General features: G+C 66.4%; 18 protein-coding genes and 2 pseudogenes. 12 read left to right on the forward strand and 8 right to left on the reverse strand.

The genetic code is table 11. The features are described from left to right. Positions 1–148: 148 nt before the first annotated feature. Positions 149–1,402, reverse strand: coding sequence for an ABC transporter substrate-binding protein (locus tag AABA51_RS15840; RefSeq protein ID WP_338273074.1), 1,254 nt, complete (start codon positions 1,400–1,402; stop codon positions 149–151). A 147-nt stretch (positions 1,403–1,549) separates the two neighbouring features. Here AABA51_RS15840 and AABA51_RS15845 point away from each other — a divergent pair, with 147 nt between their 5' ends. Together AABA51_RS15845 and AABA51_RS15850 are read left to right on the forward strand one after the other, a co-directional pair. Next, positions 1,550–2,338: an IclR family transcriptional regulator gene (locus AABA51_RS15845; RefSeq protein ID WP_338273075.1), complete on the forward strand. Its 789-nt coding sequence runs from the start codon at positions 1,550–1,552 to the stop codon at positions 2,336–2,338. A 17-nt stretch (positions 2,339–2,355) separates the two neighbouring features. Then, on the forward strand, positions 2,356–3,405 hold the full coding sequence (locus tag AABA51_RS15850) for an ABC transporter ATP-binding protein (protein WP_338273076.1): 1,050 nt from the start codon (positions 2,356–2,358) through the stop codon (positions 3,403–3,405). A 21-nt stretch (positions 3,406–3,426) separates the two neighbouring features. Here the strand turns inward: AABA51_RS15850 and AABA51_RS15855 are convergent, their stop codons facing one another. Beyond that, a complete protein-coding gene (locus tag AABA51_RS15855) occupies positions 3,427–3,909 on the reverse strand; it encodes an Lrp/AsnC family transcriptional regulator (RefSeq protein WP_338273077.1) in 483 nt (160 codons plus the stop codon). A gap of 115 nt (positions 3,910–4,024) precedes the next feature. Here AABA51_RS15855 and ald point away from each other — a divergent pair, with 115 nt between their 5' ends. Then, a complete protein-coding gene (gene ald / locus AABA51_RS15860; RefSeq protein WP_338273078.1) occupies positions 4,025–5,143 on the forward strand; it encodes an alanine dehydrogenase in 1,119 nt (372 codons plus the stop codon). Between the two features lie 60 nt (positions 5,144–5,203). On the opposite strand, the gene mscL is transcribed toward ald, so the two are convergent. The 4 genes from mscL to AABA51_RS15880 all read right to left on the reverse strand — a co-directional run bounded on the left by mscL (position 5,204) and on the right by AABA51_RS15880 (position 12,254). Further along, entirely contained in the window at positions 5,204–5,632 is a 429-nt protein-coding gene (gene mscL / locus AABA51_RS15865; RefSeq protein ID WP_338273079.1) for a large conductance mechanosensitive channel protein MscL, read from the reverse strand. A gap of 157 nt (positions 5,633–5,789) precedes the next feature. Next, positions 5,790–6,239 carry a YtoQ family protein gene (locus tag AABA51_RS15870; RefSeq protein ID WP_338276643.1) on the reverse strand — a complete coding sequence of 150 codons (450 nt, stop codon included), beginning with the start codon at positions 6,237–6,239 and terminating at the stop codon, positions 5,790–5,792. 78 nt (positions 6,240–6,317) lie between these two features. Then, positions 6,318–8,726 (reverse strand): phenylalanine--tRNA ligase subunit beta, encoded by a 2,409-nt coding sequence (pheT, locus tag AABA51_RS15875; RefSeq protein ID WP_338273080.1) that lies wholly within the window; start codon positions 8,724–8,726, stop codon positions 6,318–6,320. Between the two features lie 72 nt (positions 8,727–8,798). Further along, positions 8,799–12,254, reverse strand: a complete 3,456-nt coding sequence (locus tag AABA51_RS15880; protein ID WP_338273081.1) for a chromosome segregation SMC family protein — start codon at positions 12,252–12,254, stop codon at positions 8,799–8,801. Positions 12,255–12,565: 311 nt separating this feature from the next. Here AABA51_RS15880 and rsfS point away from each other — a divergent pair, with 311 nt between their 5' ends. Both rsfS and rlmH read left to right on the forward strand, forming a co-directional pair. Beyond that, positions 12,566–12,988 carry a ribosome silencing factor gene (rsfS, locus tag AABA51_RS15885; RefSeq protein ID WP_338273082.1) on the forward strand — a complete coding sequence of 141 codons (423 nt, stop codon included), beginning with the start codon at positions 12,566–12,568 and terminating at the stop codon, positions 12,986–12,988. Positions 12,989–13,001: 13 nt separating this feature from the next. Beyond that, complete coding sequence (gene rlmH, locus AABA51_RS15890) at positions 13,002–13,472, forward strand: 23S rRNA (pseudouridine(1915)-N(3))-methyltransferase RlmH (protein ID WP_338273083.1); 471 nt, start codon at positions 13,002–13,004, stop codon at positions 13,470–13,472. A gap of 9 nt (positions 13,473–13,481) precedes the next feature. Here rlmH and AABA51_RS15895 read toward each other — a convergent pair whose 3' ends face one another. After that, positions 13,482–14,210, reverse strand: coding sequence for an ABC transporter permease (locus AABA51_RS15895; RefSeq protein ID WP_338273084.1), 729 nt, complete (start codon positions 14,208–14,210; stop codon positions 13,482–13,484). Between the two features lie 182 nt (positions 14,211–14,392). Between AABA51_RS15895 and AABA51_RS15900 the strand changes: the two genes are divergently transcribed. From AABA51_RS15900 to AABA51_RS15915, 5 genes and pseudogenes are all read left to right on the forward strand, one after another. Next, the gene (locus tag AABA51_RS15900) at positions 14,393–15,664 is read left to right on the forward strand and encodes a sugar transporter (protein WP_338273085.1); all 1,272 of its coding nucleotides are present in this window, start codon (positions 14,393–14,395) and stop codon (positions 15,662–15,664) included. Positions 15,665–15,675: 11 nt separating this feature from the next. Beyond that, positions 15,676–16,329, forward strand: coding sequence for an ABC transporter ATP-binding protein (locus AABA51_RS15905; protein WP_338273086.1), 654 nt, complete (start codon positions 15,676–15,678; stop codon positions 16,327–16,329). Between the two features lie 1,251 nt (positions 16,330–17,580). Then, positions 17,581–17,742: pseudogene (locus tag AABA51_RS17160) on the forward strand (calcium-binding protein); the annotation flags it as partial. Between the two features lie 362 nt (positions 17,743–18,104). Next, positions 18,105–18,440 (forward strand): annotated as a pseudogene (locus tag AABA51_RS17165) (calcium-binding protein); the annotation flags it as partial. Positions 18,441–18,455: 15 nt separating this feature from the next. Then, a complete protein-coding gene (locus AABA51_RS15915; protein ID WP_425328845.1) occupies positions 18,456–19,079 on the forward strand; it encodes a calcium-binding protein in 624 nt (207 codons plus the stop codon). Here AABA51_RS15915 and AABA51_RS15920 read toward each other — a convergent pair. Then, the gene (locus AABA51_RS15920; RefSeq protein WP_338273089.1) at positions 19,069–22,782 is read right to left on the reverse strand and encodes a glycosyltransferase; all 3,714 of its coding nucleotides are present in this window, start codon (positions 22,780–22,782) and stop codon (positions 19,069–19,071) included. The genes AABA51_RS15915 and AABA51_RS15920 overlap by 11 nt on opposite strands. A gap of 65 nt (positions 22,783–22,847) precedes the next feature. Here AABA51_RS15920 and gpmI point away from each other — a divergent pair, with 65 nt between their 5' ends. Both gpmI and AABA51_RS15930 read left to right on the forward strand, forming a co-directional pair. Next, complete coding sequence (gene gpmI / locus AABA51_RS15925; protein ID WP_338273090.1) at positions 22,848–24,374, forward strand: 2,3-bisphosphoglycerate-independent phosphoglycerate mutase; 1,527 nt, start codon at positions 22,848–22,850, stop codon at positions 24,372–24,374. Next, positions 24,374–25,504, forward strand: a complete 1,131-nt coding sequence (locus AABA51_RS15930) for a murein hydrolase activator EnvC family protein (protein WP_338276645.1) — start codon at positions 24,374–24,376, stop codon at positions 25,502–25,504. Before gpmI ends, AABA51_RS15930 begins: the two co-directional genes overlap by 1 nt. Positions 25,505–25,508 lie beyond the last annotated feature (4 nt).

Here is a 25,508-nt window from a genome sequence, read left to right on the forward strand (position 1 = left end):
GCTCCGGTCGGATGGGGTTGGTGGGTTGGTGGTTTGGTTGATTGGTGGGTTGCACCCACCCTACGGAGAGGGTGCAACGTAGGGTGGGTGAAACCCACCATCAGGCAATCCGCAGCGTAGGGTGGGTGAAACCCACCCATCCCTCAGATCAATAAACCCGCTGGCGCGCCGCTTCGAGCCGGTCGAGGATATCGTCGAGGTTGTCGGGGAAGACCATGAATTCCTGCAGGCCTTCCATCCCGATCGACGCCATTTCCGCCGGCCAGTCGCGGTCAAAGAACTGCGCGATCCCGCCTTGGGCGTTCTGGCTCAACATGGTGAAGCCCTGCTGGATGAATTCGTCATCCGCAACGCTGGCATTGGCGTTGACCGGCAATTGGCCCAGCCCTTCGGGCCCGTTGATCCGCGTCTGCACCTCGGCCGAGGCTACATATTGCAAGAAGGCGCGGGCGGCCTCCACGTTTTGCGCACCGGCAGCGACGTGGAACGTATCGGTCGGCGCATCCTCACCCTGCGGCAGGCCCTCGGTGATGATCGGGAACTGGTAGAAGTCGAGCTGGTCATCGGTCAGCCCGCCGTTGCGCAGCTGGTCGACCGCGAAATTGCCCATCAGATAGGCCGTGGCCTCGCCGTTGATCATGAAGGGTAACGCCTCTTGCCAGCTGTAGTTCTGGTGGTCGGCGATGAAGCCGCCCATGTCGATCAGCTGCCGCCAGTTGGCGAAGGTCGCCCGCACGCGGTCATCGGTCCACGGCACTTCACCGCGCGCCAGCGCCATGTGGAAATCGAACCCGTTGGTGCGCATGTTGAGGTAATCGAACCAACCGCCCGCCGTCCAAAGGAAGCGGGTGCCGATCGTGTAGCAGGCACGGCCCGAAGCGACGATCACCTGGCAATTGGCCAGTTCCTCTTCCCAGGTCGCGGGTTCGGACAGGCCCAGTTCGTTGAAGATGTCTTCGCGATAGTAAACGCCCCACTGGTAATAGGTGTAGGGAATGCCCCAGACGCGCCCGTCCTGCGTCAGCGCGCCCCGTACCGATTCCAGCCCGGCGAAATCGCCCGCATCCCACCAATCGGTGATGTCCATGAACAGGCCCGCATCGACAAAGGGCCCCATCCGGTTCGCGGCATACCAGTTCACCACATCCGGCGGATCGGCCGACAGGGCGTTGCGGATCTGCGTCTTCCACGCCTCGCGGTCCACGATGGTCAGATCCACGGTCAGGTTGGGGTGCATCTCGTCGAATTCGGCGGCCAGCTGCTCCATCACGGCGCGCGGACCGGGGTTCGACATGTCCGAGGAAATGCGCAGAACGCCCGAAAGCTCCTGCGCGAAAGCCGTTCCGGCAAGCATGGTGGTGACCGCAAGCGCGGCCGCGCCGGTCTTGAAGATGGATCGCATGATATCCTCCCTGGTGATCCTTGACTGGTCAATTTGGTTTCATTATTTGAAACCTAGTTTCTTATGTTGAAATCCTACGCCAAGTCGGCCTAGGCTTGTCAACAGCAAACCCGCCGGACAGAGCGGGACCACCGGAGGGGAAAGATCATGACGGAACGCGGCCAGGGGGATGGCACGGTCGCCAAGGCATTGGCCGTCATGGATGAAATCGCCGCTTTCGGTCGGCCCGTGCGCTTTGCCGAATTGCTCGACCGGTCCCCCTATCCAAAGGCGACGCTCTATCGTTTCGTGCAGGTGCTGACCAAGCAGGGCATGCTGCATTTCGACCCTGACCGCCAAACCTATGCGCCGGGTCTGCGGCTGGTGCGCTTGGCCCATGCGGCCTGGCAGACCTTTTCGCTCGCGCCGATCGCGCGGGTCCATGTCGATGCGCTGTCCGATGCGGTGGGCGAAACCGTCCATCTGGCGCAGCTTGACGGGGCGCAGGTGCTTTACGTCGACAAGCGCAACGCCCGCCAACCGATCGAGATGTATTCGGCCGCCGGCAAGGTCGGGCCAGCCTATTGCACCGGCGTCGGCAAGGCGATGATCGCCTTTCTGCCCGAGGATCAGCTGAAACAGGTGATCGCCCAGCAAAGCTTTCACCGCTTCACCGATCACACCTACACGACCGAGGCGGCGTTGCGCGCCGAATTGGCCGCGATCCGGGCGCGGGGCTATGCCTATGACCGCGAGGAACATGAACCGGGAATCATCTGCATCGCCCATCCGATCCTGACGCGTGGCGGCCGGGTTCTGGGGGCGATGTCGGTCACGTCCTCGACCGCGCGCACGACGCTGGATGCTTTGGAAACACATCTGCCCCGCATCCGCGCCGCGGCAGAGGCGATCGCGGCGGAAGCACAGGATTGGCGCTTTCCGGACGCGGCGGAATAACAGGGGGGAACGGGGCCATGTCAGGTCTGAAACTGGAACAGGTGGTGAAACGCTACGGCGCGACGCAGGTGATCCATGGCGTCGACCTGACGATCGAAGACGGCGAGTTCTGCGTCTTCGTCGGCCCCTCGGGATGCGGAAAATCCACGCTTTTGCGCATGGTTGCGGGGTTGGAGGACACAAGCGACGGCAAGATTTCCATCGGCGGGCGCGATGTCACGCGGCTGGACCCCGCCGAGCGGGGCGTGGCCATGGTGTTCCAGACCTATGCGCTTTATCCCCACATGACCGTGGCCGAAAACATGGGCTTTGGCCTCAAGATGACGGGCCATCCCAAGGCGGAGGTCAAGGCCAAGGTCGACGAGGCCGCCCGCGTCCTGAAGCTGGGCGACTATCTCGACCGCAAGCCCAAGGCGCTGTCGGGCGGGCAACGTCAGCGCGTGGCCATCGGGCGGGCCATCGTGCGCGGACCCGAAGTGTTCCTGTTCGACGAGCCGCTGTCCAATCTCGACGCCGAATTGCGGGTGGAGATGCGGGTGGAGATCGCCCGCCTGCATCAGGAAATCGGCGCGACGATGATCTACGTGACACATGATCAGGTGGAGGCCATGACACTCGCCGACAAGATCGTGGTGTTGCGCGCGGGCCGGGTGGAACAGGTGGGCGCGCCGCTCGATCTCTACAACGATCCCGACAACCGGTTTGTCGCGGGGTTCATCGGCAGCCCGGCGATGAATTTCTTTGACGGAACGCTGCACAAGGGCGGGTTGCGGGTGCCGGGTCTTGGCGATGTGACGATGGCCGCGCCGCGCAATGCGGCGGGTGCCGTGACCGTGGGGCTGCGGCCCAATCACCTGTTCCTGGCCGAGGGCGACAGCCATGTCGTGGAATTGAGCGAGCAGCTGGGCGGCGTGAGCTACCACTACCTCAAGGCATCCGACGGAACGAAGCTGATCGTGGAGGCGCATGACCAATCCGCGCCGAAACCGGGCAGCCGCACGGGCCTGCGCATTGATCCGGCAAAGGCGTTTTTCTTCAATGCTGAGAATGGCTTGCGTCTGCGGTAGGGTGCGCCTTCAGACGCACCATCACACGGGCAATGCCGTCGTCTTGAACACGGTTTTCAGCGCGAAGCTCGATTGCATCTGCGCCACACCGGGCAGGCGGGCGAGATGCTGGCGGTGGATGCGGGCGAAATCCTCGCTGTCTCGTGCGGCGACCTTGAGCAGGTAATCGGCCGAGCCGGCCATCAGGTGACATTCCAGCACATCGGGCACGCGCGCGACGGCCTTCTCAAAAGCGTCGAGGATCTCGTCCGATTGGCCTTGCAGCTTTATCTCAACGAAAACAGTGGTCACCCGCGCGACCGCGCGCGGATTGAGCAGCGCGACGTAATCCGCGATCACGCCCGCCTGTTCCAGCCGCTGCACCCGGCGGTGACAGGCCGACGGCGAAAGATGGACCCGTTCGGACAGGTCGGAATGGGTCATCCGCCCATGCCGTTGCAACACCCGCAGGATGGCGCGGTCCATGTCGTCAAGCTCTACAGCGGCGCGAAAGTCTTGCGTCATTCTTAATTTCCGGCGGAGTTTCTTGCGAAAAGGTTAAGGAATTCGGGCAAAACTTCAAAGCAATTTCACCGGGCCGGGCGCATCATGGCGTCACAGGAGACCCGGAGGAAATCCCATGCTGATCGGCTGCCCCAAGGAAATCAAACCGCAGGAATTTCGCGTCGGCCTGACGCCCGCCGCCGCGCGCGAGGCGACAGGTCATGGTCACGCGGTGATCGTGGAAACCGGCGCGGGGCTTGGCGCGGGGTTCGACGATGGCGCCTATCGCGCGGCGGGTGCCCAGATCGTGGCAAGCGCGTCCGAGGTCTTTGCCCGTGCCGATATGGTGGTGAAGGTCAAGGAACCGCAGGCCGTCGAACGCGCGCAGCTGCGGCGGGGGCAGATCCTGTTCACCTACCTGCATCTTGCGCCCGACCCGGACCAGACGCGGGACCTGCTGGCCTCGGGCGTCACGGCCATCGCCTATGAAACGGTGACGGATGCGGCGGGAACCTTGCCGCTTCTGGCGCCGATGTCGGAGGTCGCGGGACGGCTTGCGCCGCAAGTGGGCGCCTGGGCGCTGCAAAAGGCCAATGGCGGGCGCGGCGTGCTGATGGGCGGTGTGCCCGGCGTCGGCCCGGCCGAGGTCGTGGTGATCGGCGGCGGCGTGGTCGGCACGCAGGCCGCGCGGGTCGCTGCGGGGATGGGCGCGGATGTGACCGTGCTGGACCGGTCCCTGCCCCGGATGCGCTACCTGGACGATGTCTATCGCGGCACGTTCAAGACGCGCTATGCCAGCGCGGAGGCGACCGCCGAGCTGATCACGCGGGCCGATATGGTGATCGGCGCGGTGCTGATCCCCGGTGCGGCGGCGCCCAAGCTGGTGACGCGCGCGCAGCTTGCGACGATGAAACCGGGCGCGGTGATCGTGGATGTGGCCATCGACCAGGGCGGATGTTTCGAAACTTCGCGCGCAACGACCCATCAGGACCCGATCTACGAGGTGGATGGGATCGTGCATTACTGCGTGGCCAACATGCCGGGGGCCGTGGCGCGCAGTTCGACCATCGCGCTGGGGAATGCGACCATGCCCTACATGATCGCGCTGGCCGACAAGGGCTGGAAACAGGCCTGCCGCGAGGATGCGGGGCTGTTGGCGGGGCTGAACACCCATGAGGGGCAGCTGACCAATGCCGCCGTGGGCCGCGCGCTGGAGATCGACGTGATCGCGCCCGCGCTGGTGGTGAAGGGCTGAACCTTGCAAAAGGGCCTGCCACGGCGGCGGGCCCTTTCCTGGTCCCGGCTGAGCCTTGGCTCAGGATTTCTTGAGCGCGTCGCGGATTTCGAGCAGCACCTCGAGCTCGGTCGGACCGGCGGGCGCGGCTTCGGCCTTGGCTTCTTCCTTCTTGATGGCGGCATCCTTGATGCGGTTGACCATCTTGACCAGCATGAAGACGACGAAGGCGATGATCAGGAAATTGATCACGGCCATGACGAATTTCCCGATGGCGAAGACCGGCGCGCCGGCTTCGGTCGCGGCGGTGAGCGAGGGATAGCTTTCGCCGTTCAGCGCGTAGAACCACCCGGAAAAGTCGATGCCGCCCGTCAGAAGCGCGATGATCGGATTGATCAGATCGCCCACCAACGACGACACGATCGCGGTGAAAGCCGCGCCGATGATGATACCCACGGCCATGTCGACGACATTGCCGCGCGCGATGAAATCCTTGAACTCGTTGATCATTTGGTCGTCCCACCTGTTGCGTTCACACGGGCGCCGCCTGGATCGTGATGCCGCCTGCGCCCGGTGACAGGGAAAACCAAAGCCCTTGCAACCGCAAGAAACGATGCAGGGCGGCCCGAAGGAGACCGGGCAGGCGAGTCGCGCCGGCAACAGTGGGTCAGCCGGGCAATTTGCCCGTCATGACGTAGCGCAGGATCCGGGCGACCTGCACGGGCTGGTCGCAGACGGCGAGCGCTGCGGCATGGACTTCCTTCAGCGCGTGCTGCTGGTCGGGCAGGCTGACGACGATCAGGGGTTTGCCGAGCGCCGCGGCATAGCCCGCGTCGAAGGCGGCGTTCCACTGGCGGTATTTCTCGCCGAAGCGGACAACGACGACATCGGCGGTCTCGATCGCGTGGCGGGTGCGGATCGCGTTGAGTTTCGCGCCCTTGTGATCATGCCAGAACTTGTTCGGTTCCGCGCCGAGGATCGCCACGCCGCAATCATCGCTGGCCTCGTGATCGGTGACGGGGGCGGTGAAGGTGACATCGAGGCCATGGGCGGCCTCTGCGATCTCGTCGCGCCAGTCGGTGTGGATTTCCCCCGAGAGATAAACGGTCAGCATGATGTTTCCTTTCCAAGTCGCGTTGTGCCGAATTTTCGTACGAAAATTCGGGTCCTGCGATTATTCGTACGAATAATCGCCTTATCCGCGCAGCGTGCCGCCCGAAGCCTTGGTGACCTTGTCCACGATCCTGGCGGCGACCGCTTCGATCTCGTCCTCGGTCAGGGTCTTGTCACGCGGTTGCAGGCGCACGGTCAGGGCGATGGATTTCCGCCCCTCGCCCAAGCTGCCACCGATGAATTCGTCGAAGACGCGCACATCCTCGATCAGGGCCTTGTCGGCCCCGGCGGCTGCATTGACGAGCACGGACGCCTCGACCGCCCCATCGACGACGAAGGCGAAATCGCGTTCGACGGCCTGGAAGCCCGACATCTCGACCGCGCCACGGCTGGCGCTGGTGGTCTTGGGCAAGGGCACCTCGGCAGGGAAGAGGGTGAAGGCCATGGCAGGCCCTTTCACATCCATCGCCTTGAGGATGCGGGGGTGCAATTCGCCAAAGATGCCCAGCACCTTTTTCGGGCCAAGGCAGATGACGCCATGGCGGCCGGGATGGAACCAATCGGGGCCGCCGCGCAGGATCTGGACCTTGGCGGGGGCGCCGATGGCGGCCAGCACGGCCTCGGCATCGGCTTTCACGTCGAAGACATCGACGCCGCGCCGGGCCCCATGCGGGTCGCGCGGGCCGGTCTGACCCACCAGAAGGCCCGCGACCTGAAGGTGCTGTTCGCCCGGTTCGCCGCCGTGGAAGGCATGGCCGACCTCGAACAGCGCCAGGTCCTGCATCCCGCGCGCCTGGTTGCGGGCGGCGGCCTGCAACAGACCCGGCAAGAGCTGCGGGCGCATGTGGCTGAGATCGGCGGAGATCGGGTTTTCCAGCATCACGTCATCGGTGCCGCCGCCGAACAGCGCGGCAGAGGCCTGATCGATGAAGGAATAGGTAACGCATTCGTTGTAGCCCAGCGCCGCCGCCGTGCGCCGGGCGGCGCGTTCGCGGAGCTGGCCGGGCGTCAGGACGGGTTTCGGCACGCCCGCGCGGGCGCGCGCCATGGGTTTGGGTTCGAGCTTGGTCAGGGAGGCGACGCGCGCGACTTCTTCTACAAGATCTGCCTCGCCCTGCACATCGCGGCGCCAGGACGGCACCCAGACCTCGAGCACATCGCCCGCGCCGGTGGCGGAGAAGCCGAGCGCGGTCAGGATGCGGACCTGTTCCGCCTTGGGGATGTCCATGCCGACGAGCGAGATGACGCGGGCGGTATCGAGCGGATAGCTGCGCGCGGTTTTCACGGGCGCGCCCGCTTCGACCACGTCCGACGCCTCGCCGCCGCACAGATCGAGGATCATCCGCGTCGCGGCCTCGAGCCCCGGCAGGGTGTAATCGGGATCGACGCCGCGTTCGAAGCGGTAGCGGGCGTCGGAATGGATTTTCAGGTCGCGGCCGGTCAGGGCGACATGGATCGGGTCCCACCAGGCGCTTTCGAGGAAGACGGTAACCGTTTCCTCGGTGCAGCCGGTTTCCTCGCCGCCCATGATGCCCGCAAGGCTTTCGGGGCCGCGAGCGTCGGAAATGAGCGTATGGCCCGCGCGCATCGTGTAGGTCTTGCCATCGAGCGCGAGGAGCGTTTCGCCGCCCGTGGCGCGATGCACGCGCAAGCCGCCCTGCATCTTGTCCACGTCGAAGACGTGCAGCGGGCGGTTCATGTCATAGGTGAAGAAATTGGTCACATCGACCAGCGCGGAAATCGGGCGCAGGCCGATGGCGCGGAGCCGGTCCTGCAGCCATTTCGGGCTGGGGCCGTTTTTCACGCCCCGGATCACGCGGCCCGCGAAATGGGGGGCGACATCGAGCGTGTCGGCATCGATTGTGACCGCGACCGGGCAGGGAAAGCTGCCGGGGACTGGCTGGGGATCATGCGGTTTGAGCCGGCCAAGGCCGCGCGCGGCGAGGTCGCGGGCGATGCCGTGGATGCCCAGCGCGTCCTGACGGTTGGGGGTGATGGCGATCTCGATCACGGGATCGACCTTGGCCGGGTCGTTTGCGGCCAGCCAATCGGTGAATTTCTGGCCGACCTCACCGCTGGGCAATTCGATGATGCCGGAATGTTCGTCCGACAGTTCCAGTTCGCGTTCGGAGGCCATCATGCCATGGCTTTCGACGCCCCGGATCTTGCCCACACCCAGCGTGGTGTCGATGCCGGGGACGTAATCGCCGGGTTTGGCGAGGACGACCGTGATGCCCGCCCGCGCATTGGGCGCGCCGCAGACGATCTGCTTCACGCCCTCGTCGGTTTCGACCATGCAGACGCGCAGGCGGTCGGCATCGGGGTGCTGTTCGGCGCTGACCACCTTGGCGATGGTAAAGGGGGAAAGCCGGGCTGCGCGATCTTCGACGCCTTCGACTTCGAGGCCGAGATCGGTCAGGGCCTCGGCGATCTGGTCAACGGTCGCGTCCGTCTCGAGGTGGTCCTTGAGCCAGGAGAGGGTGAATTTCATCGGCTTGGGCTCCGTCGCGGGGTTGAGCGCGTTCTAGCGTCTCTGCGCGCGGTGTCCACCGGGGAAAACCCGTCAGGCGACCAGCTGTTCGGCCTTTTTCAGGTCCACCGAGACCAGTTGCGACACGCCCTGTTCGCCCATGGTGACGCCAAACAGGCGATCCATCCGCGCCATGGTCACCGCGTGGTGGGTGATGACGAGGAAGCGGGTCGCGGTCTGGCGGGTCATTTCGTCGAGCAGGTCGCAGAAGCGGGTCACGTTGGCGTCGTCGAGCGGTGCGTCGACCTCGTCCAGCACGCAGATGGGGGCGGGGTTGGCAAGGAAGACGGCGAAGATGAGCGCGAGTGCGGTCAGGGTCTGTTCGCCGCCCGACAGGAGCGAGAGGGTCGAGAGCTTTTTGCCCGGCGGCTGGCAGAGGATTTCGAGACCGGCCTCGAGCGGATCGTCGCTTTCGACCAGAACCAGACGCGCCTCGCCGCCGCCGAAAAGATGGGTGAAGAGGCGGGCGAAACTGGTGTTCACCTCGTCGAAGGCTTTCAGGAGACGCTCGCGCCCCTCGCGGTTCAGGCTGGCGATGCCCGAGCGCAGCTTGGCGATGGCCTGTTCCAGGTCGGTCTTTTCGGTGGCGAGCGTGTCATGTTCGGCCTGAACCTCGGCGGCGTCTTCCTCGGCGCGGAGGTTGACGGCGCCCAGCGCGTCGCGACCCCGGCGCAGGCGCTGCACCTCGGTCTCGATCTGCTCGGAGGGGGGCATGGGTTCGGGCAGGTCGCCCAGGCTTTCGCGCAGGCCCGTGGGCGTGGTTTCAAGCTCTTCCCCGATGCGGTGGGCGGCGGCTTCGGCGGCTTCGCGCGCGGCATCGCGGCGGGCCTCGGCGGCGGCGCGGGCCTCGCGGGCCTCTGACGCCGTGCGCTCGGCATCGCGTTCGGCGGCGATGGCGTCGCGGACCACCCCTTCGGCCACGGAGAGCGCATCGGCGGAGGCGGCCTTGCGCGCTTCGGCCTGGGTGATCTTTTCGGCGAGCGTGTCACGGGTGGCGGCGAGCTGGCCGGGTTTGACGCGCGCCTCGACCAGAGCGGCCTCGGTTTCCGACCGGCGGCGGTTGAGATCGGCCAGACGGCCCGCGGCGCTGTCCAGACGCTTTTGCCAGCTCGCAACATCCTCGATGATGCGGACGATGCGGGCCTTGCGGCGTTCGCCCTCGCGCTTCAACTCGTCATGGGCGGTGCGGCGGGCGAGCATGGTCATCCGCGCGGCTTCGACGGTGGTGCGGATATCCTCGAGCCGGGCACGGGCCGCGCCCAGATCCTCCAGCTCGGCGCGGGCGCCTTCGGCGCGGGACAGCTCGGTTTCGGCGGCGCGCGCCTCGTCCGTGTGGCGGGCGGCGGCGGCTTGCAGGGTTTCGAGCTTGCCCTGAAGGACGCTGCGATCCGCCTCGGCGCGGCTGAGCGCGCGGGAGGCATCGGCGAGCCGCGTATCGGCATCGCGGCGGGCGGCGCGGGCGGCGCGGTCGGCCTCGGTCAGGTCGGCGAGGCGTTTTGCCAGCAGGTCATGGGCGGCGCGGGTGCCTGCGGCGATATTGGCGGCCTCGACCGCTTCGGCGCGAAGCTCGGTCAGGCGGTTGACCTGTTCCAGACGCCGCGCGGCGGTGGAGACCGCATCGGCGGCGGCGACCGAATAGCCATCCCAGCGCCACAGATCCCCCTCGCGGCTGACGAGGCGTTGGCCGGGCTGCAGGAGCGGTTGCAGGCGCGCGCCCTCGGCCCGGTCGACAAGGCCGATCTGAGACAGGCGGCGGGCCAGAACGGCGGGGCCGTTCGCCACCTCGGTTATAGGCCGTGCGCCGGACGGGAGGGGGGCGGGCGCCTCATAGGCGGCAAGGCCGGTCCAGCCGGTCGCGCCGGGGGCGGTGGCCTCGCCAGCCTTCAGATCATCGGAGAGGGCGGCACCCAGCGCCGCTTCGAAACCTTTGGCGACGGTGATGCGGTCGAGGATCTGGTCGCCCTGCCCGCGTTCGCGGTCGAGAAGGCGGGTGAGCGCAGTCACTTCGCTGTCGAGCGTTCCGGCGCGGCCCTCGGCCTCGGCGCGGGCGGCGCGGGCTTCGGCCTCGGCGGTCTGGGCATCGCTGCGGGCGGCTTCGGTTTCGGTCAGGGTCTCTTCGGCGCGGGTGGCCAGATCGCGGGCGGCGGCCAGCGCATCTTGGGCCGCGGTCACATCGCGGGTGATGGCGGAGAGGCGGGTTTCGGCCTCGGCCGCGTTTTTCGTGGCGGTTTCCGCCTCGGCCGCGTGGCGCGCGCGGGCTTTCTCGGCCTCGGTCACGCGGCGTTCGGCGGATTGGTGGCGGGCGGAGAGGCGGGCCGCTTCCTCGGTCGCGTCGGCAAGGTCCTGCTCGCGGGCACGGAGCACGGTCGCGCCCTCGTCAGCGGCGGCAAGGGCGGTGGCAAGACGGTCGTCATGGCCATCTTGTTCGGCGAGGAGGGTTTGGCGTTCCTCCTCCAGCCGGGCGATGCTGTCGCCGGCATCGGCATTGAGCGCCCCTTCGCGGTCGATGTCGCGGGTGATCTGGTCGAGGCGGGCGTCGAGGGTGCGGATCATCTCTTCGGCCCTTGCGATTTCGCCGTCGAGATTGTCCCGCTCAAGGAGCAGGCGTTGCAGGATCGCGCCCGCGATCGCCTCTTCCTCGCGCAGGGGGGGAAGCTTGGCCTCGGCTTTCTCGCGGGCGGCGGCGGCTTGGAGAGCTGCGGCCTCGGACCTTGCGGCATTGCCCAAAGCCTCGCGCAGGACGGCTTCGGCGCGTTCGACGCCATCCTGGGCATCGCGCCAGCGCAGCCAGAGAAGCAGCCCCTCGGCCTGACGCAGATCGGCCCCGATTTCGCGGTAGCGCTGCGCCTGTTTCGCCTGACGGGCGAGCGTGGCGAGTTGACCGGCGAGCTGTTCGAGCACGTCATCGACGCGGGCGAGGTTGGTTTCCGCGCCCTTGAGTTTCAATTCGGCCTCGTGGCGGCGCTGGTAGAGGCCGGAGATGCCCGCGGCCTCTTCGAGGATGCGGCGGCGGGCCTTGGGGCGGGCGTTGATCAATTCGGAGATCTGGCCCTGCCGCACGAGCGCGGGGGAATGCGCGCCGGTGGAGGCATCGGCAAAGAGCATCTGCACGTCGCGGGCGCGCACATCCTTGCCGTTCAGCTTGTAGGCCGAGCCCGCATCGCGGGTGATGCGGCGGGTGATGTCGAGCGTGTCGCTGTCGTTGAAACCCGCAGGCGCGAGGCGTTCGGTATTGTCGATCTGCAGGACGACTTCGGCGAAATTGCGGGCACCGCGCGTGGCGGCACCGTTGAAGATCACATCCTCCATCCCGTCGCCGCGCATGGCAGAGGGGCGGTTTTCGCCCATGACCCAGCGCAACGCCTCGAGCAGGTTGGATTTGCCGCAGCCATTGGGACCGACGACGCCGGTCAGGCCGTCCCGGATCACGAGATCGGTGGGATCCACGAAGCTTTTGAAGCCGTTGAGCCGTAGCCGGGTGAAGCGCATGGGCAGAATCCTTGCCGTCGGGCGTCGCTTGGACCCGCATCCTAGCCTGCGGTCCGGGGCGTGAGTCAACGAAACAACACAGGATGTGGATGAAATGGGCGGATTATCCCCAAGATATATGCGTTCTGCCCAGTATTGAGCGGGATTTGGGCGGAGCCACGCATATCTCGTGTCTGGACGCGGCATCGGGATGGGTGCAAGGCAGCGCGGATGTCACGCCCGCCCATCTTGCGATGCGGCGGCGTTGAGAATTCATGCGGGCGATGCTATTTTTGCCCCATCCGGCGCCGGGATTTCACAGGCGCAGCCAGATGGAGGATACCGTCCTGACCGGACAAACCCATGCGGTTGCCCAGACCGCGCCCCGAGGGCCCGCACCCGAGGCCCGATCCGATGCGCCCACCAGCGAAGCGCTGCTGGCGCGAATCCTTGCTTCTCTTGACGACGACAAGGCCGAAGAGGTCGTGCAGATCAGCCTGCGCGGCAAATCCTCGATCGCCGATTTCATGGTGATCGCCTCGGGTCGGTCGTCGCGGCAGGTGGCGGCCATTTCCGAGAAGCTGGTCGAGCGGCTGAAGGAAGAGTTCGGCCTGCATTGCAAGATCGAGGGCAAGGACATCGGCGATTGGGTGCTGATCGACGCGGGCGACGTGATCGTCCATGTCTTCCGCCCCGAGGTGCGCGAGTTCTACCAGCTCGAGAAGATGTGGATGCCGACCGGCGCCGCGCAATAGCGGCGGACGGGTCTTGCGCGTGCATCTTTGCGCCGTCGGACGCCTGCGCGGCGGGCCGGAACGCGCGTTGATCGACGATTACCTGACACGGTTCGACCGCACGGGCCGGGCGCTTGGCCTGAGCCTTGGGGGGGTGATCGAGGTTGAGTACCGCAAGGGCGGCGGCATGGCGGCGGAGGCCGAGCTGCTGCGCCGGGCGCTGCCCAAGGGCGCGGTCCTGTGGGTGATGGACGAGCGGGGGGAGCTGTTGAGCTCGCCCGGTTTCGCGGAAAGGATGGCGGGCCTGCGCGATGGCGGGCAGGGCGATCTGGCGATCTGCATCGGGGGCGCGGATGGATTGGCGCGCGACCTGGTGGCGGAGGCGGGGCTTTCGATCTCGCTGGGGCGGATGGTCTGGCCGCATATGCTGGTGCGGGTGATGCTGGCCGAACAGATGTACCGCGCCGCCTCGATCCTGTCGGGCGGGCCGTATCACAGGGCCTAGCGAAAGGGCCTAGCGGTTCAGGATGTCCTGGTGGTAGCGGCGCAGGAGCAGAAGGCCCAGCGCGAGCGGGATCATGATCCAGGTCATCACCACGGGGATCGAGATGTAATCGGGCGCATAGGTGGGATAGACGCCGGTGCGAAACAGGCCCGTGACGTGGATCCACGGGAAATACCACAGCACCGATTGCACAGACTCGGGCATGTTTTCGTAGATGAAGATCACCCCCGCGACGAGGAAGAGCGGGCGGGTGATGATGCCCCAGATGCTGCCCCATGCCGAGAAGAGCCCCGTCAGAAGGCAGTTCAGCGACCCGATGCCAAGGCCCAGAAGCGCCGCCAGCAGCGTGGCGAGGATCATCGGGCCGAAGACGAGGTTGGCGGAGGCCGAGGTGAATTCCAGCACGCCGAAGAGCACGATCACCATGATGGTGACGCTGGTCAGCAGGTTGAGCGCGAAACGGGCGAGGATCGCGTCGATCCATGACACGGCGGGATACATCAGGAGCGGGCGGGAAAAGTTGATCGAGACCTGCACGCTGGCGGCAATCGTCGCATAGACGGTGAAGGGCAGATAGCCCGAGGCATAGAAGAGCAGGAAGGAATTGCCCAAGGGCGGCGAGCGCAGCATCAGCGCGAAGACCACCGAGAGCACGATCAAGGCGCCCACGGGTTCGGCCACGGCCCAGACATAGCCGCCCGGCGAGCGCCCGTAGCGCGTCGACATCTCGCGCAGCATGAGCGCGACCACGGCCCGACCACTTGCAAAGGAGCGGTTCGCCGAAGAGGCCACACCCACGGGAGCGCGGGGCGGGAGCGGGGTGGAGGAAGGCAGCGTGCGGTCCTATCTTCTGGTCTTGTCCTCTCGAAATATGTATGAGCTTCAACTTAAGTTCAAACAGGATCAGTGGGGCCGGAGTATTGGCCGAAACAGCAGGACCGCCGCAAGCCGCGCAGGCTGGCCCCGTCGTCCGCCCGGGCCATGGCGGCGCGGGGGCGGCACGGCAGCAAAATCCCGATGCGGCACCGGCTGCCCTGCCCCGCAGGCCGATGTTTCGGCCCAATGCGGGGCCCGCGCGGCTGAGGCGGCGGCATTTCGGGTTGATGCTGTCCTTTCTGGTCGTGGTGACCGTCCCGCTTTTCGTGATCGCGGTCTATCTTTACACCTTTGCGCAGGATCAGTTCGCCTCGACCGCCGGGTTCACGGTGCGCGCCGAGGAGGCCGGGGCCGCGACCGATCTTCTGGGGGGGCTGGCCGGGTTCGGCGGCGCGGCGAGCGCCACGTCAGATGGCGATATCCTGTATGAATTCATCACCAGTCGGGAATTGGTGCAGCGGCTGAACGACCGCATGGACCTTGTCGGGCATTACGCCGCCCCATACCGGCGCGACCCGGTTTTCGCGCTGGAGCCGGACGCCCCGATCGAGGCGCTGGTCAATCATTGGCAAAGGGTTGTCCGGGTATCCTATACCCGCAGCAGCGGCTTGATCGATGTCGAGGTCCTGGCCTTCGACCCGGTGACGGCCCATACCATCGCGCAGGCCATCGTCGAGGAAAGCCAACGCCTGATCAACGAGTTGAATGATCAGGCGCGGGCGGATGCGATGCGCTTTGCCGAAGCGGACCTGGAAGCTGCCATCGCGCGGCTGCGCATGGCGCGGGAGGCGCTGACGGCCTTCCGAACCCGGACCCAGATCGTCGATCCGCAAAGCGACATCCAGGGCCGGAGCGGGGTGCTGAACAACCTTCAGCAGCAATTGGCCGAGGCGCTGATCGATTTCGACCTGTTGTCGGAGAACACGACCAATCCCAGCGACCCGAGGTTGGTGCAGGCGATGCGCCGGATCGAGGTGATCGACGCGCGCATAAGGCAGGAGCGCGCGAATTTCGTCACCGACGAGGTGGGCATCGACGGCGAGGATTACCCGACGCTGATGGCGCAATTCGAGGGTCTGACGGTGGATCGCGAATTCGCGGAACAGGCCTATCGCGCGGCCCTGACCGCGCTGGACGTGGCGCGCACCAACAGCGCGCGCCAGAGCCGATACCTGGCCGTCTATATCCGCCCGAGCCTGCCGGAAAGCGCGGGATTTCCGCGCCGCGAGGCGATCCTGGGCCTGTCGCTGATGTTCCTTGTGCTGGGATGGGCGATCATGGCGCTGGTCTATTACAGCATCCGCGACCGGCAATAGGCTGCCCCGCGATGATCCGCTTCGAGCACCTGACCAAGGGATTCGACGTGAACGGCCAGCGCAAGCTGGTGATCGACGACCTGAACCTGACGCTGGAGCGGGGGCGGTCGCTGGCGCTGTTGGGGCGCAACGGGGCAGGCAAGTCGACGCTGATGCAGATCATCGCGGGCAACATGCGGCCCGACCGGGGCCGGGTTGTCACCGATGGCACGATATCCTGGCCCGTGGGGCTGGCGGGCGCGGTGCATCCGAACCTGACCGGGGCGCAGAACGTGCGGTTCATCGCGCGGGTCTATGGTGTGGACACCGGGGAACTGGTCGATTTCGTGCAGGATTTCGCCCAGCTGGGCGCGCATTTCCACATGGAGGTGCGGACCTATTCGTCGGGGATGCGGTCGCGGCTGAATTTCGGGCTGTCGATGGGAATCAAGTTCGACACCTATCTGATCGACGAGGTGACGGGCGCGGGCGATGCCGCGTTCCGGTCGCGCAGCGCGGCCTTGTTTCAGGACCGGATGCAGAATTCGGACGCGATCATGGTGAACCACAACCTCGGCGAGCTGAAGGAATACTGCAACGCGGCCATCGTGCTGGAGCGGGGAAAATTGCAGGTTTTCGACGATCTCGACGAGGCAATCGCGCTGCACAAGCGCAACATGGACTGAACCCTGCCCCGTCCGGCCGCGCAGACAGGGTAAATGCCTTGCGAAGAATGCGCGGGGTTTTCCCCGATTGCACCATAATCCCACCGCGCCGCGATCCCGTCTGCGCGCGAGGCTCTGCCCGTCAGAACCGCGACGGAGCGCCGGATGCCGATACTCGTTCCGGGGGGCAGCACCCTCACGAACCTGCCGAGGCTGGACCAGGGAATCAGCGATCTGTTGATCCGCGACACGGCCGGGGGGCAGGTGCTGTACGCCTTGTCGGGGCCGAGCGGAGGGTTGACCGCCTATCGGCTGGGTGACGGCGGGGCGCTGGAGCTATTGGATTTCGCCTATTTCCCCACCGATCTTGCACCCGGTGTGCTGGGCGGCATGACGCTGCTGGAGACGCCGGGCGGGCCGCATGTGGTGGTGGCCGAGACTGCGCAATCCCGAAGCCTTGCGGCCTATGCGCTGGCGGGGGATGGCGGGATCGGCGGGCTGGTCAGCATCGGCGGGATCGGTGCGTCGAATGGTGCGCTGCTCAGCGTTGATCAATTGGGCGGGTCCATGCTGGTGCTGGCCAACCAGGGGCAGGAGGCGCTCAGGGGCTACAGCCTGTCGGGGGGGCTTGAGCTGAGCGCGCGATTCGCGGTCGGGGCCGCGCAGGCCGCCTATGCCAGTTCGGTCTTTGCCATGGAAACGGTCCGGGTGGCGGGACAGGATTTCCTGCTGGGTGCGAGCCTGACGGCGCGCGGCGTCAGCGCCTTCCGGATCGGGGCCGAGGGGCTGGTCGCGACAGGCAGTCTCGGGGTGGAGGAAGGCATCGGCATCATGACGCCGAGCGCTCTTGCCACGGCCGAGATCGGGGGGCGGCATTTCGTGCTGCTGGGGTCGGCCCCGTCGGACGGGATCGGGCAATCGGGCGCGATCACGGTGATGGAGTTGCGCGCCAATGGCAGCCTTGTCGCGGTCGATCACCTGCTGGACACGCAGGACACGCGCTTTGGCATGATCCAGAGCCTGGAGGTGCAGACCGCGCATGGTGTCACCTATGTGCTGGCGGCCGGTGGGGATGACGGGCTGTCGCTGTTCGTGATGCTGCCCAGTGGGCGGCTTGTGCTGGTCGACCAGGTCACGGCGGGGGCGGCAGCGGGGCTGGAGAATGTCGCGGCGATCCGCGCCACCACCGATCAGGCAGGGCTGCGGGTCTTCGTCGCCTCGGAGATGCGTGCCGGCGTGACCGAGGTCTCGGTCGATACGCGCGGCAACGGGATGGTGGCGGAGGCAGCCGCGCAGGGCGGCACGCTGGTGGGGACGACGCAGGACGACATCCTGATCGGGGACGCGGGGGATGACAGTCTTGCGGGAGGCAATGGCGCCGACATCCTGGAGGATGGGGACGGACGCGACACGCTGTCGGGCGGCGGCGGGCGCGACATTTTCGTGCTCAGGGCGGATGGGCAGGTCGACACGATCGTGAGCTTCGAGCGGGGGACCGACCGGCTGGACCTGTCGGATTGGCCGTTCCTTTACGATCCGGCGGGGTTGAGCATCCAGTCCACGGCGCTGGGGGCCCTGGTGACATGGCGCAACGAGACGCTGGTGATCGAGACGATGAACCGGCGCAGCCTGTCGGACCATGACGTGCGGGCGGCGGTCCTGGCCGGGCCGCAGCGGCGACCGGTCCTGACCGAGGCCGATCCGGACAGCGACCGGTATCTTGTCGGAACGGCTGTGGCGGATGTGCTGGAGGGCGCGGGGGGCGGCGACACGCTGTTTGGCGAGGGGGAGAGGATGTGCTGCTGGGGGGCGCGGGCAATGACAGTCTGTACGGCGGGGTGGGCAATGACCGGCTGGAGGGGGGGGCGGGGTTTGATCGCCTTTATGGCGGGAGTGGCAATGACCTGCTGTTCGGGGATGCACTGGCCGATCAACTCTACGGCGATGTGGGCAACGACACGCTGGACGGCGGCATAGGGAATGACTGGCTTTTCGGGGGGACCGGACACGATTCTCTGATCGGGGGGGACGGCAACGACGCATTGCGCGGTGACAGCGGGGCAGATGCCCTGCTGGGGGAAACAGGCGATGACCGGCTTTGGGGGGGCAGCGGAAGCGATCGCCTGTGGGGTGGCGCCGGTGACGACATGCTGGATGGGCAGGGCGACCGGGACATACTTTTCGGCGACGACGGAGATGACACGCTGTTCGGCGGGACAGGGTTTGATCTTTTGCGAGGAGGCGGCGGAAACGATCTGCTTTACGGCGGGTCTTTGGCCGACCGGCTGTACGGCGATGCAGGCGATGACAGGCTTGTCGGCGGCGACGGCAGTGACCGGCTCTGGGGTGGCAGCGGAAACGACGTGGTGCAAGGGGATCAGGGCAATGACGTGCTCTGGGGTGGGTCTGGGAACGACACCTTGATCGGCGGGGACGGCGACCAGCGGCTGTTCGGAGGCAGTGGCTTTGACCGGATCGAGGGCCGGGCGGGCAACGATCGTCTGTGGGGCAATTTCAATGCCGACATCTTTGTCTTTGCCGATGGGCACGGGCGCGACACGATCGAGGATTTCGATGCGATAGGCCGTGTCGAACGGATAGACCTGTCGGGCATCACGGCGCTGTCAGGCGCGAGCTACGGCGCGCTGCAGGCTGCGGGCGCGGTTACGGCCGCAGCGGGCGGCGTTCTGATAGATACGGGCGGGGGCAATTCCATCTGGCTGGCGCGGGTGGCACTTGCCGATCTGGATGATGGGGATTTCATCTTTTGAGGATGCGGCGGTAGATCCCGTCAAGCGCTTTTGCATGGTCCTCGGGGCTTGGTAGGGCGGGCCGGGTCGCTGGCGGCCTGCGGAAACGGTCGGGATCGGCATCGAGCAGGCCGAGACAGTCGGCCAGTGCCCGGTGATCGCCGACATCGATCACGAAGCCGTTTTCGCCGTGGTTGACATCCTGACCGATGGCCCCGCGATCCGAAGCGATGACCCAGAGACCAAGCGCCAGCGCCTCCCGCGTGACCAGCCCGTAGCTTTCGGACCAGATCGACTGGGCCAGAAGGACATCCAGCCGCCCGTATATCTCGCCCACGCGGTCAAGCGGCGTGCGCGGCAGAAAGGTGACGGGCGTGCCGTTCCAGATCCGCTGCCGCATCTGACCGACAGGCAGGGCATGATCGACCACGACGAGATCGAGGTTCGCGAAACGCCGCGCATGGATCGCGGCACGGAGAAGGGCATATCCCTTGTGCCGGGAGGCACCGCCGATCATCCCAAGGCGCAGACGCCCCGGTGGGCCGGGCTGTCGAATTGGTTCGGGAAGGGGAGAAACGGGATTTTCGAGAGTTTCCACCCGCTCCACTCCCGCTTTGCGGTGAAGCTCCGCGAAACTATCTGAGACAGCCAGAAGTCCCGATGCCCCACGCAAGCCCCGTCTTGTGATCCGCGCACGGTCGGGCAGGTCGCCGTCAGGCGCGGCGAGGTCGTAGAGCTCGGGCCGGCCATCATCGGACACAACGAATTGGTTGGGCGACAGCCACCACCCGTCATGGAGCGTGATGACATAGGGCAGGTTTCGATGCCTGAGGCGATCTGCCACCGAGGCGGTCAGGCGCTGAATGCAATGCAGATGCACCAGATCAGGGCGGATACGGTCGAGAAGCCGATCGAAGACATCGCCCATCTTGTGATCGGTCACATCCATCGTGCGGATGCCGGAGCGGGCCGTAACCGTCCAGATGCGCGCGCCATCGCGGGCGAAGCAGCGGATTTCATGGGGTGTTTCGCCACCTTCGAGCGTGGTGATCACGTCGATCTCATAGCGGGTCCCGTAAAGGTGCAACAAACCCGCGACACTGTTTTGCACAACCCGTGTTGCGCCCCCGATGTCCTGCGGCGGATAGAAGACATTGACGATAAGGAGCCGGATCTTTGGCGCAGGCAAGGGTGGGCGCACTGTCTCGAACATCGCGCCAAGGCGCGCACCCATCGCATCGAGCGCGTAGTCTCGCAGAACGTGATCGCGCGCGGTCTGGCCGATGCGGTGGCGCAGGTCGGCATCATCGACAAAGCGCAGGATCGCGGAGACAAATCCGGCCTTGTCGGCGGCAAAAAGGGCGGTTTGCCCCTCCTCGATCACAGCGCGATGCGTGGCGGTGGGGCTGACGACCGACGGAATGCCGAAAAGCGCGGCTTCCATCCATTTTATCTCGCTTTTCGCGTCGGTCAGGGGCGAAGGAAACAGCACGGACAGGTTGATGTCGGCTTGGGACAGCTCGGCGCAGAAAGCTTCGAAATCCCAGATTGGCGGGATCAGGCGGATATCGGGATGGCGGGGATCGAGATGTCGGAATTCCGGAAAATCACCGATGAGACGGCATTCCACCATGCCGGGACGCTGCGCCAGAACCTCGGCCAAGGCGGGTTCCAGAACCTCGGCGAACTCGGCCTTGTGCGCCTTGGTGCCCGATCCGTAGAAGATCACCAGCTTGTCGCGTCGACCGTGCGGCGTGGCGGCGGCCATGGCGGAGAGATGCGGCAGGCCGATGGCATTGGAGTGCAGGAAAACCTGCCCGCTCCGCACGATGGGGGACATGGCCTGTTGCAGGGTCGGGGTGGAGGCGATGCCATGATCGCACATCGCCATGGCGTGGCGGAACAGGGGCACGCCGCAAGCTATGGCCGCGTGATCATGGGCTGTGATCTGACCGGCATAGGTCGATAGCGGTGGCGGGAACTGACCCGCGTCAAAGATCAGGTCATCGCAATCATAGAAGGTGGCAAGCCCCTGCTGGGCGGCATCCGCGATCAGGTCGATGATCGGGGGAAAGGCCGGGCCGCGCATGAAGATGACCGCGTCATACGCCTCGAGCCTTTGATGCAGGCGGTCGATGTCGAGGCTTTGCAGGTAGAGATCGGCGGTGAAACCCGCTGCGCGCAATTGGTCGATTTTCTGGTCCGCGCGGTAGAGCTTGCATTGATAGAGATCGTCATTGGCAAGGAGGGCGACACGGCGGATCGGCGCGCTGCGCCGGGGTGACGTATAGGGCGGCGTGCGCAGGGTGAGCGCACGGGCGAGCAGATTCTGCACATCGGGCACGGATCGCCGTAGCAGCTGTCCGAAAAGGTCGGACCAGATCCGGTCGAAAATCGCGGCCCCAAGCGCCCGGCGGCGGCGGCGCAGGGCCACGTCGGAAAAGAGCGTGTCGGGCAGGCGGTCGCAGAGATCGAGCGCTTCCTCGAGCCGGCCTTCGCCGGCGAGACGTTCGGCAAGCGTGACGGCATTCGAGCCGATGTCGAAATCGGACGGCACGGCGCGGCGTAGCTGGATTTCCGTCGGGATCCGGTTCTGCGCGTAGATCATGTCGGCCAGATCGAGACAGGCGCGCGGATCGCCGGGATTTGCGTTGATCACGCGGGCCAAAAGCCATTCGGCGGTGGCAGTATCGCCGGTGTGACGTTTGCGCCGGGCAAGGTCGATCAAGAAGCCACGCGTTTCGGGATCAGCCGCATCGAAAACAGCCGCACCGGGGATCGGGACCGTGTCGAGATGGGCAAGTGTTTCGGGCAAGCTGGCAACCGGGGACAGATCGGCGGATGCGGCGCGGAAATCGGCGATGCGGTCAAGGATCGCGGGCGGCAGGTCGAGATCCGTGCGCATCCTGAACCATGCGCGGGCATTGGCATGGGCGCCTGCGCGCATCCCGATCCGGGCCCAGTGGCGGCGGAGGCTTGGCAGGTCCGTGGCCCCTGGCAGGTCGATATCGGCTAAGGCGAGGGCCGCACGGTAGAATTCGGCGTCCAGCACGTGGTCGGGATGGGGTGGGATACCCGCTGAAAGACCCGTGTTGCAGAAATGCGCGATGGCATCGAACCGGTCGGCGCTGGGCAGGGAATGCCCAGCAGCCTCGGCCAAGGCGCGATAGACTTCGTGCTCGAATATGCGTGACAGCACGGGGCCATGCAGCCCCCGCGCCAGCCAGAGATGGGATTCGGACAGGTGAAGGGCGTCGGGCGGGACACCTTTTGCGGCCAGTCGGGCAACGACATTGGCGACGGGAAGATCGGGGGGCAGGTCAAGACCATGCCAGCGACGGACAAAACCCGCATCCCATGTGTCGGGATCTGCCTTGCGGCCTTCGGCATGGCCGAATTCGAGGTAGTGGAACACTGCCTCTCCGGGGCTGGCGACGGCATCGGCCACATCGGGATTGCGGGCGAGATATGCCCCGACGCAGAAGCCGCGTGCCAGAAGGGCGGTGTTATCATGACGGGCAAACAGGTCAGCGGTGCTGCCCTTGCGCAGGGCGCGCCGATACCACGCCTGCCAATCGAAGGCGGCATCGCCCCCGGTCAGTCGGGCAACACGGCCACCAAGCCGGCGCAGAACCCTGGAGGTTTCGCGGGAGATCATCGCATTCGGTACCGTGGAAATCGTTACGCGACCTGCATAGCCAAAGCCGCGCGGCCTGTCACGCACCCCGCCCCTGCCGCCTTGCAAGCGGGGGGGCGGGTGCCTACAACCCGCAAGCGAAGGAGCCCGCCATGCCCGAGCAAACCGTGCCGAAACCCGTTGTCCTGTGCATTCTCGACGGATGGGGGATCGGTCCGACCGAGGCGGGCAATGCCCCCCGTCTGGCGGCCACGCCGCATATGGACCGGCTGATGGCGACCTGCCCCCATGCGACGCTGATCACCCATGGCCGGGCCGCGGGCCTGCCCGAGGGGCAGATGGGCAATTCCGAGGTCGGGCATACCAATATCGGCGCGGGCCGGGTCGTGGCGATGGATCTGGGGATGATCGATCTGGCGATCGAGGATGGCAGTTTCCGGGCCAAGCCCGCGCTGGCCGAGTTCATCGCGGCGCTGAAGGCGAGCGGGGGGCGGGCGCATCTGGCGGGCCTTGCCTCGCCCGGGGGGGTGCATTCGCACCAGAGCCATATCATCGCCGCCGCGCGCGCCCTGACCGAGGCGGGGCTGGAGGTCTTGGTCCATGCCATCACCGATGGCCGCGACGTGGCCCCCTCATCGGCCCCCGAGCAGATCGCGCGGCTGGAGGCGGAATTGCCCCAAGGCGCGCGGATCGTGACCGTGATCGGGCGCTATTTCGCCATGGACCGCGACAACCGTTGGGACAGGGTGGAACGCGCCTATCGCGCCATGGCCGAGGGCAAGGGCGTTGCGGCCAAGGAGGCACAGGGCGCGATCGGGGCCGCGCATGCGACGGGGCAGAGCGATGAATTCATCGAACCCGCCGTGATCGGTGACTATGCCGGGATGGCCGAGGGGGATGGGCTGTTTTTCGTCAATTTCCGGGCCGACCGGGCGCGCGAGATCCTGGCCGCCATCGGGGACCCGGATTTCGACGGGTTCGAGCGCGGCCCGCGCCCGGCACTGGCCGCACGGCTGGGGATGGTCGATTATTCCAAGGCGCATGATGCCTACATGATCACGATGTTTCCCAAGCAGGAGATCGTGAACACGCTGGCTGAATGGGTGGCCAAGCAGGGGCTACGGCAATTCCACATCGCCGAGACCGAGAAATACCCCCATGTCACCTTTTTCCTGAACGGGGGAAAGGAGCCCCCCGTTCCGGGCGAAGATCGCTACATGGCGGCCTCGCCCAAGGTGGCGACCTATGATCTGCAACCCGAGATGTCGGCGGGCGAAGTGACCGATCACCTGGTGGAGGCCATCGGCGCGGGCTACGATCTGATCGTGGTGAATTACGCCAATCCCGACATGGTCGGCCATACCGGCGATCTGGGGGCCGCGATGCGCGCCTGCGAGGCGGTGGATACGGGGCTGGGCCGCGCGCTGGCGGCGCTGGAGGCGGCGGGAGGCGCGATGATCCTGACCGCCGATCACGGCAATTGCGAAACGATGATCGACCCCGAGACGGGCGGGCCGCATACGGCGCATACGCTGAACCCGGTGCCCGTGATCCTTGTCGGTGGGCCTGCGGGCGCGGGCCTGCGCGACGGCATCTTGGCCGATCTGGCGCCGACGCTGTTGCACCTGATGGGCGTGCCGCAACCGTCGGAGATGACGGGGCGGACGCTGATCGCATGATGCTGCGCGCTGTCTGTGTCGCCCTTGTGCTGCTTGCCGCACCGGCGCGGGCCGAACCCGATGTCGTGGCCAGCGCCGAGCGCGCGGCCGAGATGCTGGAACAGGCGGCTTTCGCCCTGCTGGAGGCCGAAGGTGCCCGTGACCGGGTCGAGGCGCTGACCCAGACGGTGCGCGCCTACGAGGAGGGGCTTTTGGCGCTGCGCGAGGGGATGCGGCAGGCTGCGCTGAGGGAACAGACGATCCTGACCGTCTTCGAGGCGGAGCGGGACCGACTGTCGCGGCTTCTGGGCGTGTTGCAGGGCATCGAGGGCGCGCCCGCGCCGCTGTTGCTGATGCATCCGGCCGGCGCGCTGGGCACGGCGCGGTCGGGGATGATCCTGTCGGAGGTCACGCCCGCCGTGGCCGAGGAAGCTCGCGCGCTGCGGATGCAGCTGGAAGACCTGGCCACGCTGCGGCGGTTGCAGGACGAGGCGGTGGACCAGTTGACGCTGGCGCTGGACCGGATGCAGGCCGCGCGCACCCAGTTGAGCCAGGCCATCGCGGACCGTCGGATGCTGCCCGACAACATCATCCGCGACGAAACCGCGATGACCGAATTGCTGGACAGTGTCGATTCGCTCGATGCCTTGGCCGCCGTCCTGTCGCGCGACGGGGCGGACGGGGGCATCGAGCTGCCCGATTTCGTGGCGGCGCGCGGCACGCTGGCCATGCCGGTCTTGGGCACGGTGCTGCGGAGCTACGGCGAGGCGGATGGCGCGGGCGTCACGCGGCCCGGTCTGGTTCAGGCCACGCGCCCACGGGCGCTGGTCACGGCACCTTGGGCGGCCTCGGTCCGCTATGCGGGACCGCTGCCCGATTACGGAAATGTCATTATCCTTGAACCACAGGCCGACTATCTGATCATCCTGGCGGGGATCGGGACCCTTTACGTTGTCCCCGGCGACATCGTAGCTTCGGGCGGTGCGCTGGGCCTGATGCCCGGCGATCCGGGGCCGGAGAGCGAAGAATTGATCCTGTCATCCGCGCAAGGTGGTGGCGCGGAGCTGACGGAAACGCTTTATATCGAGGTGCGGGAGGACGGTGCGCCGATTGATCCGGCACCGTGGTTCGCGGCCACCGGGCGCGACTGAAACG

The organism is Roseicyclus marinus (assembly GCF_036322625.1).
Classification (GTDB): Bacteria; Pseudomonadota; Alphaproteobacteria; order Rhodobacterales; family Rhodobacteraceae; genus Roseicyclus; species Roseicyclus marinus_A.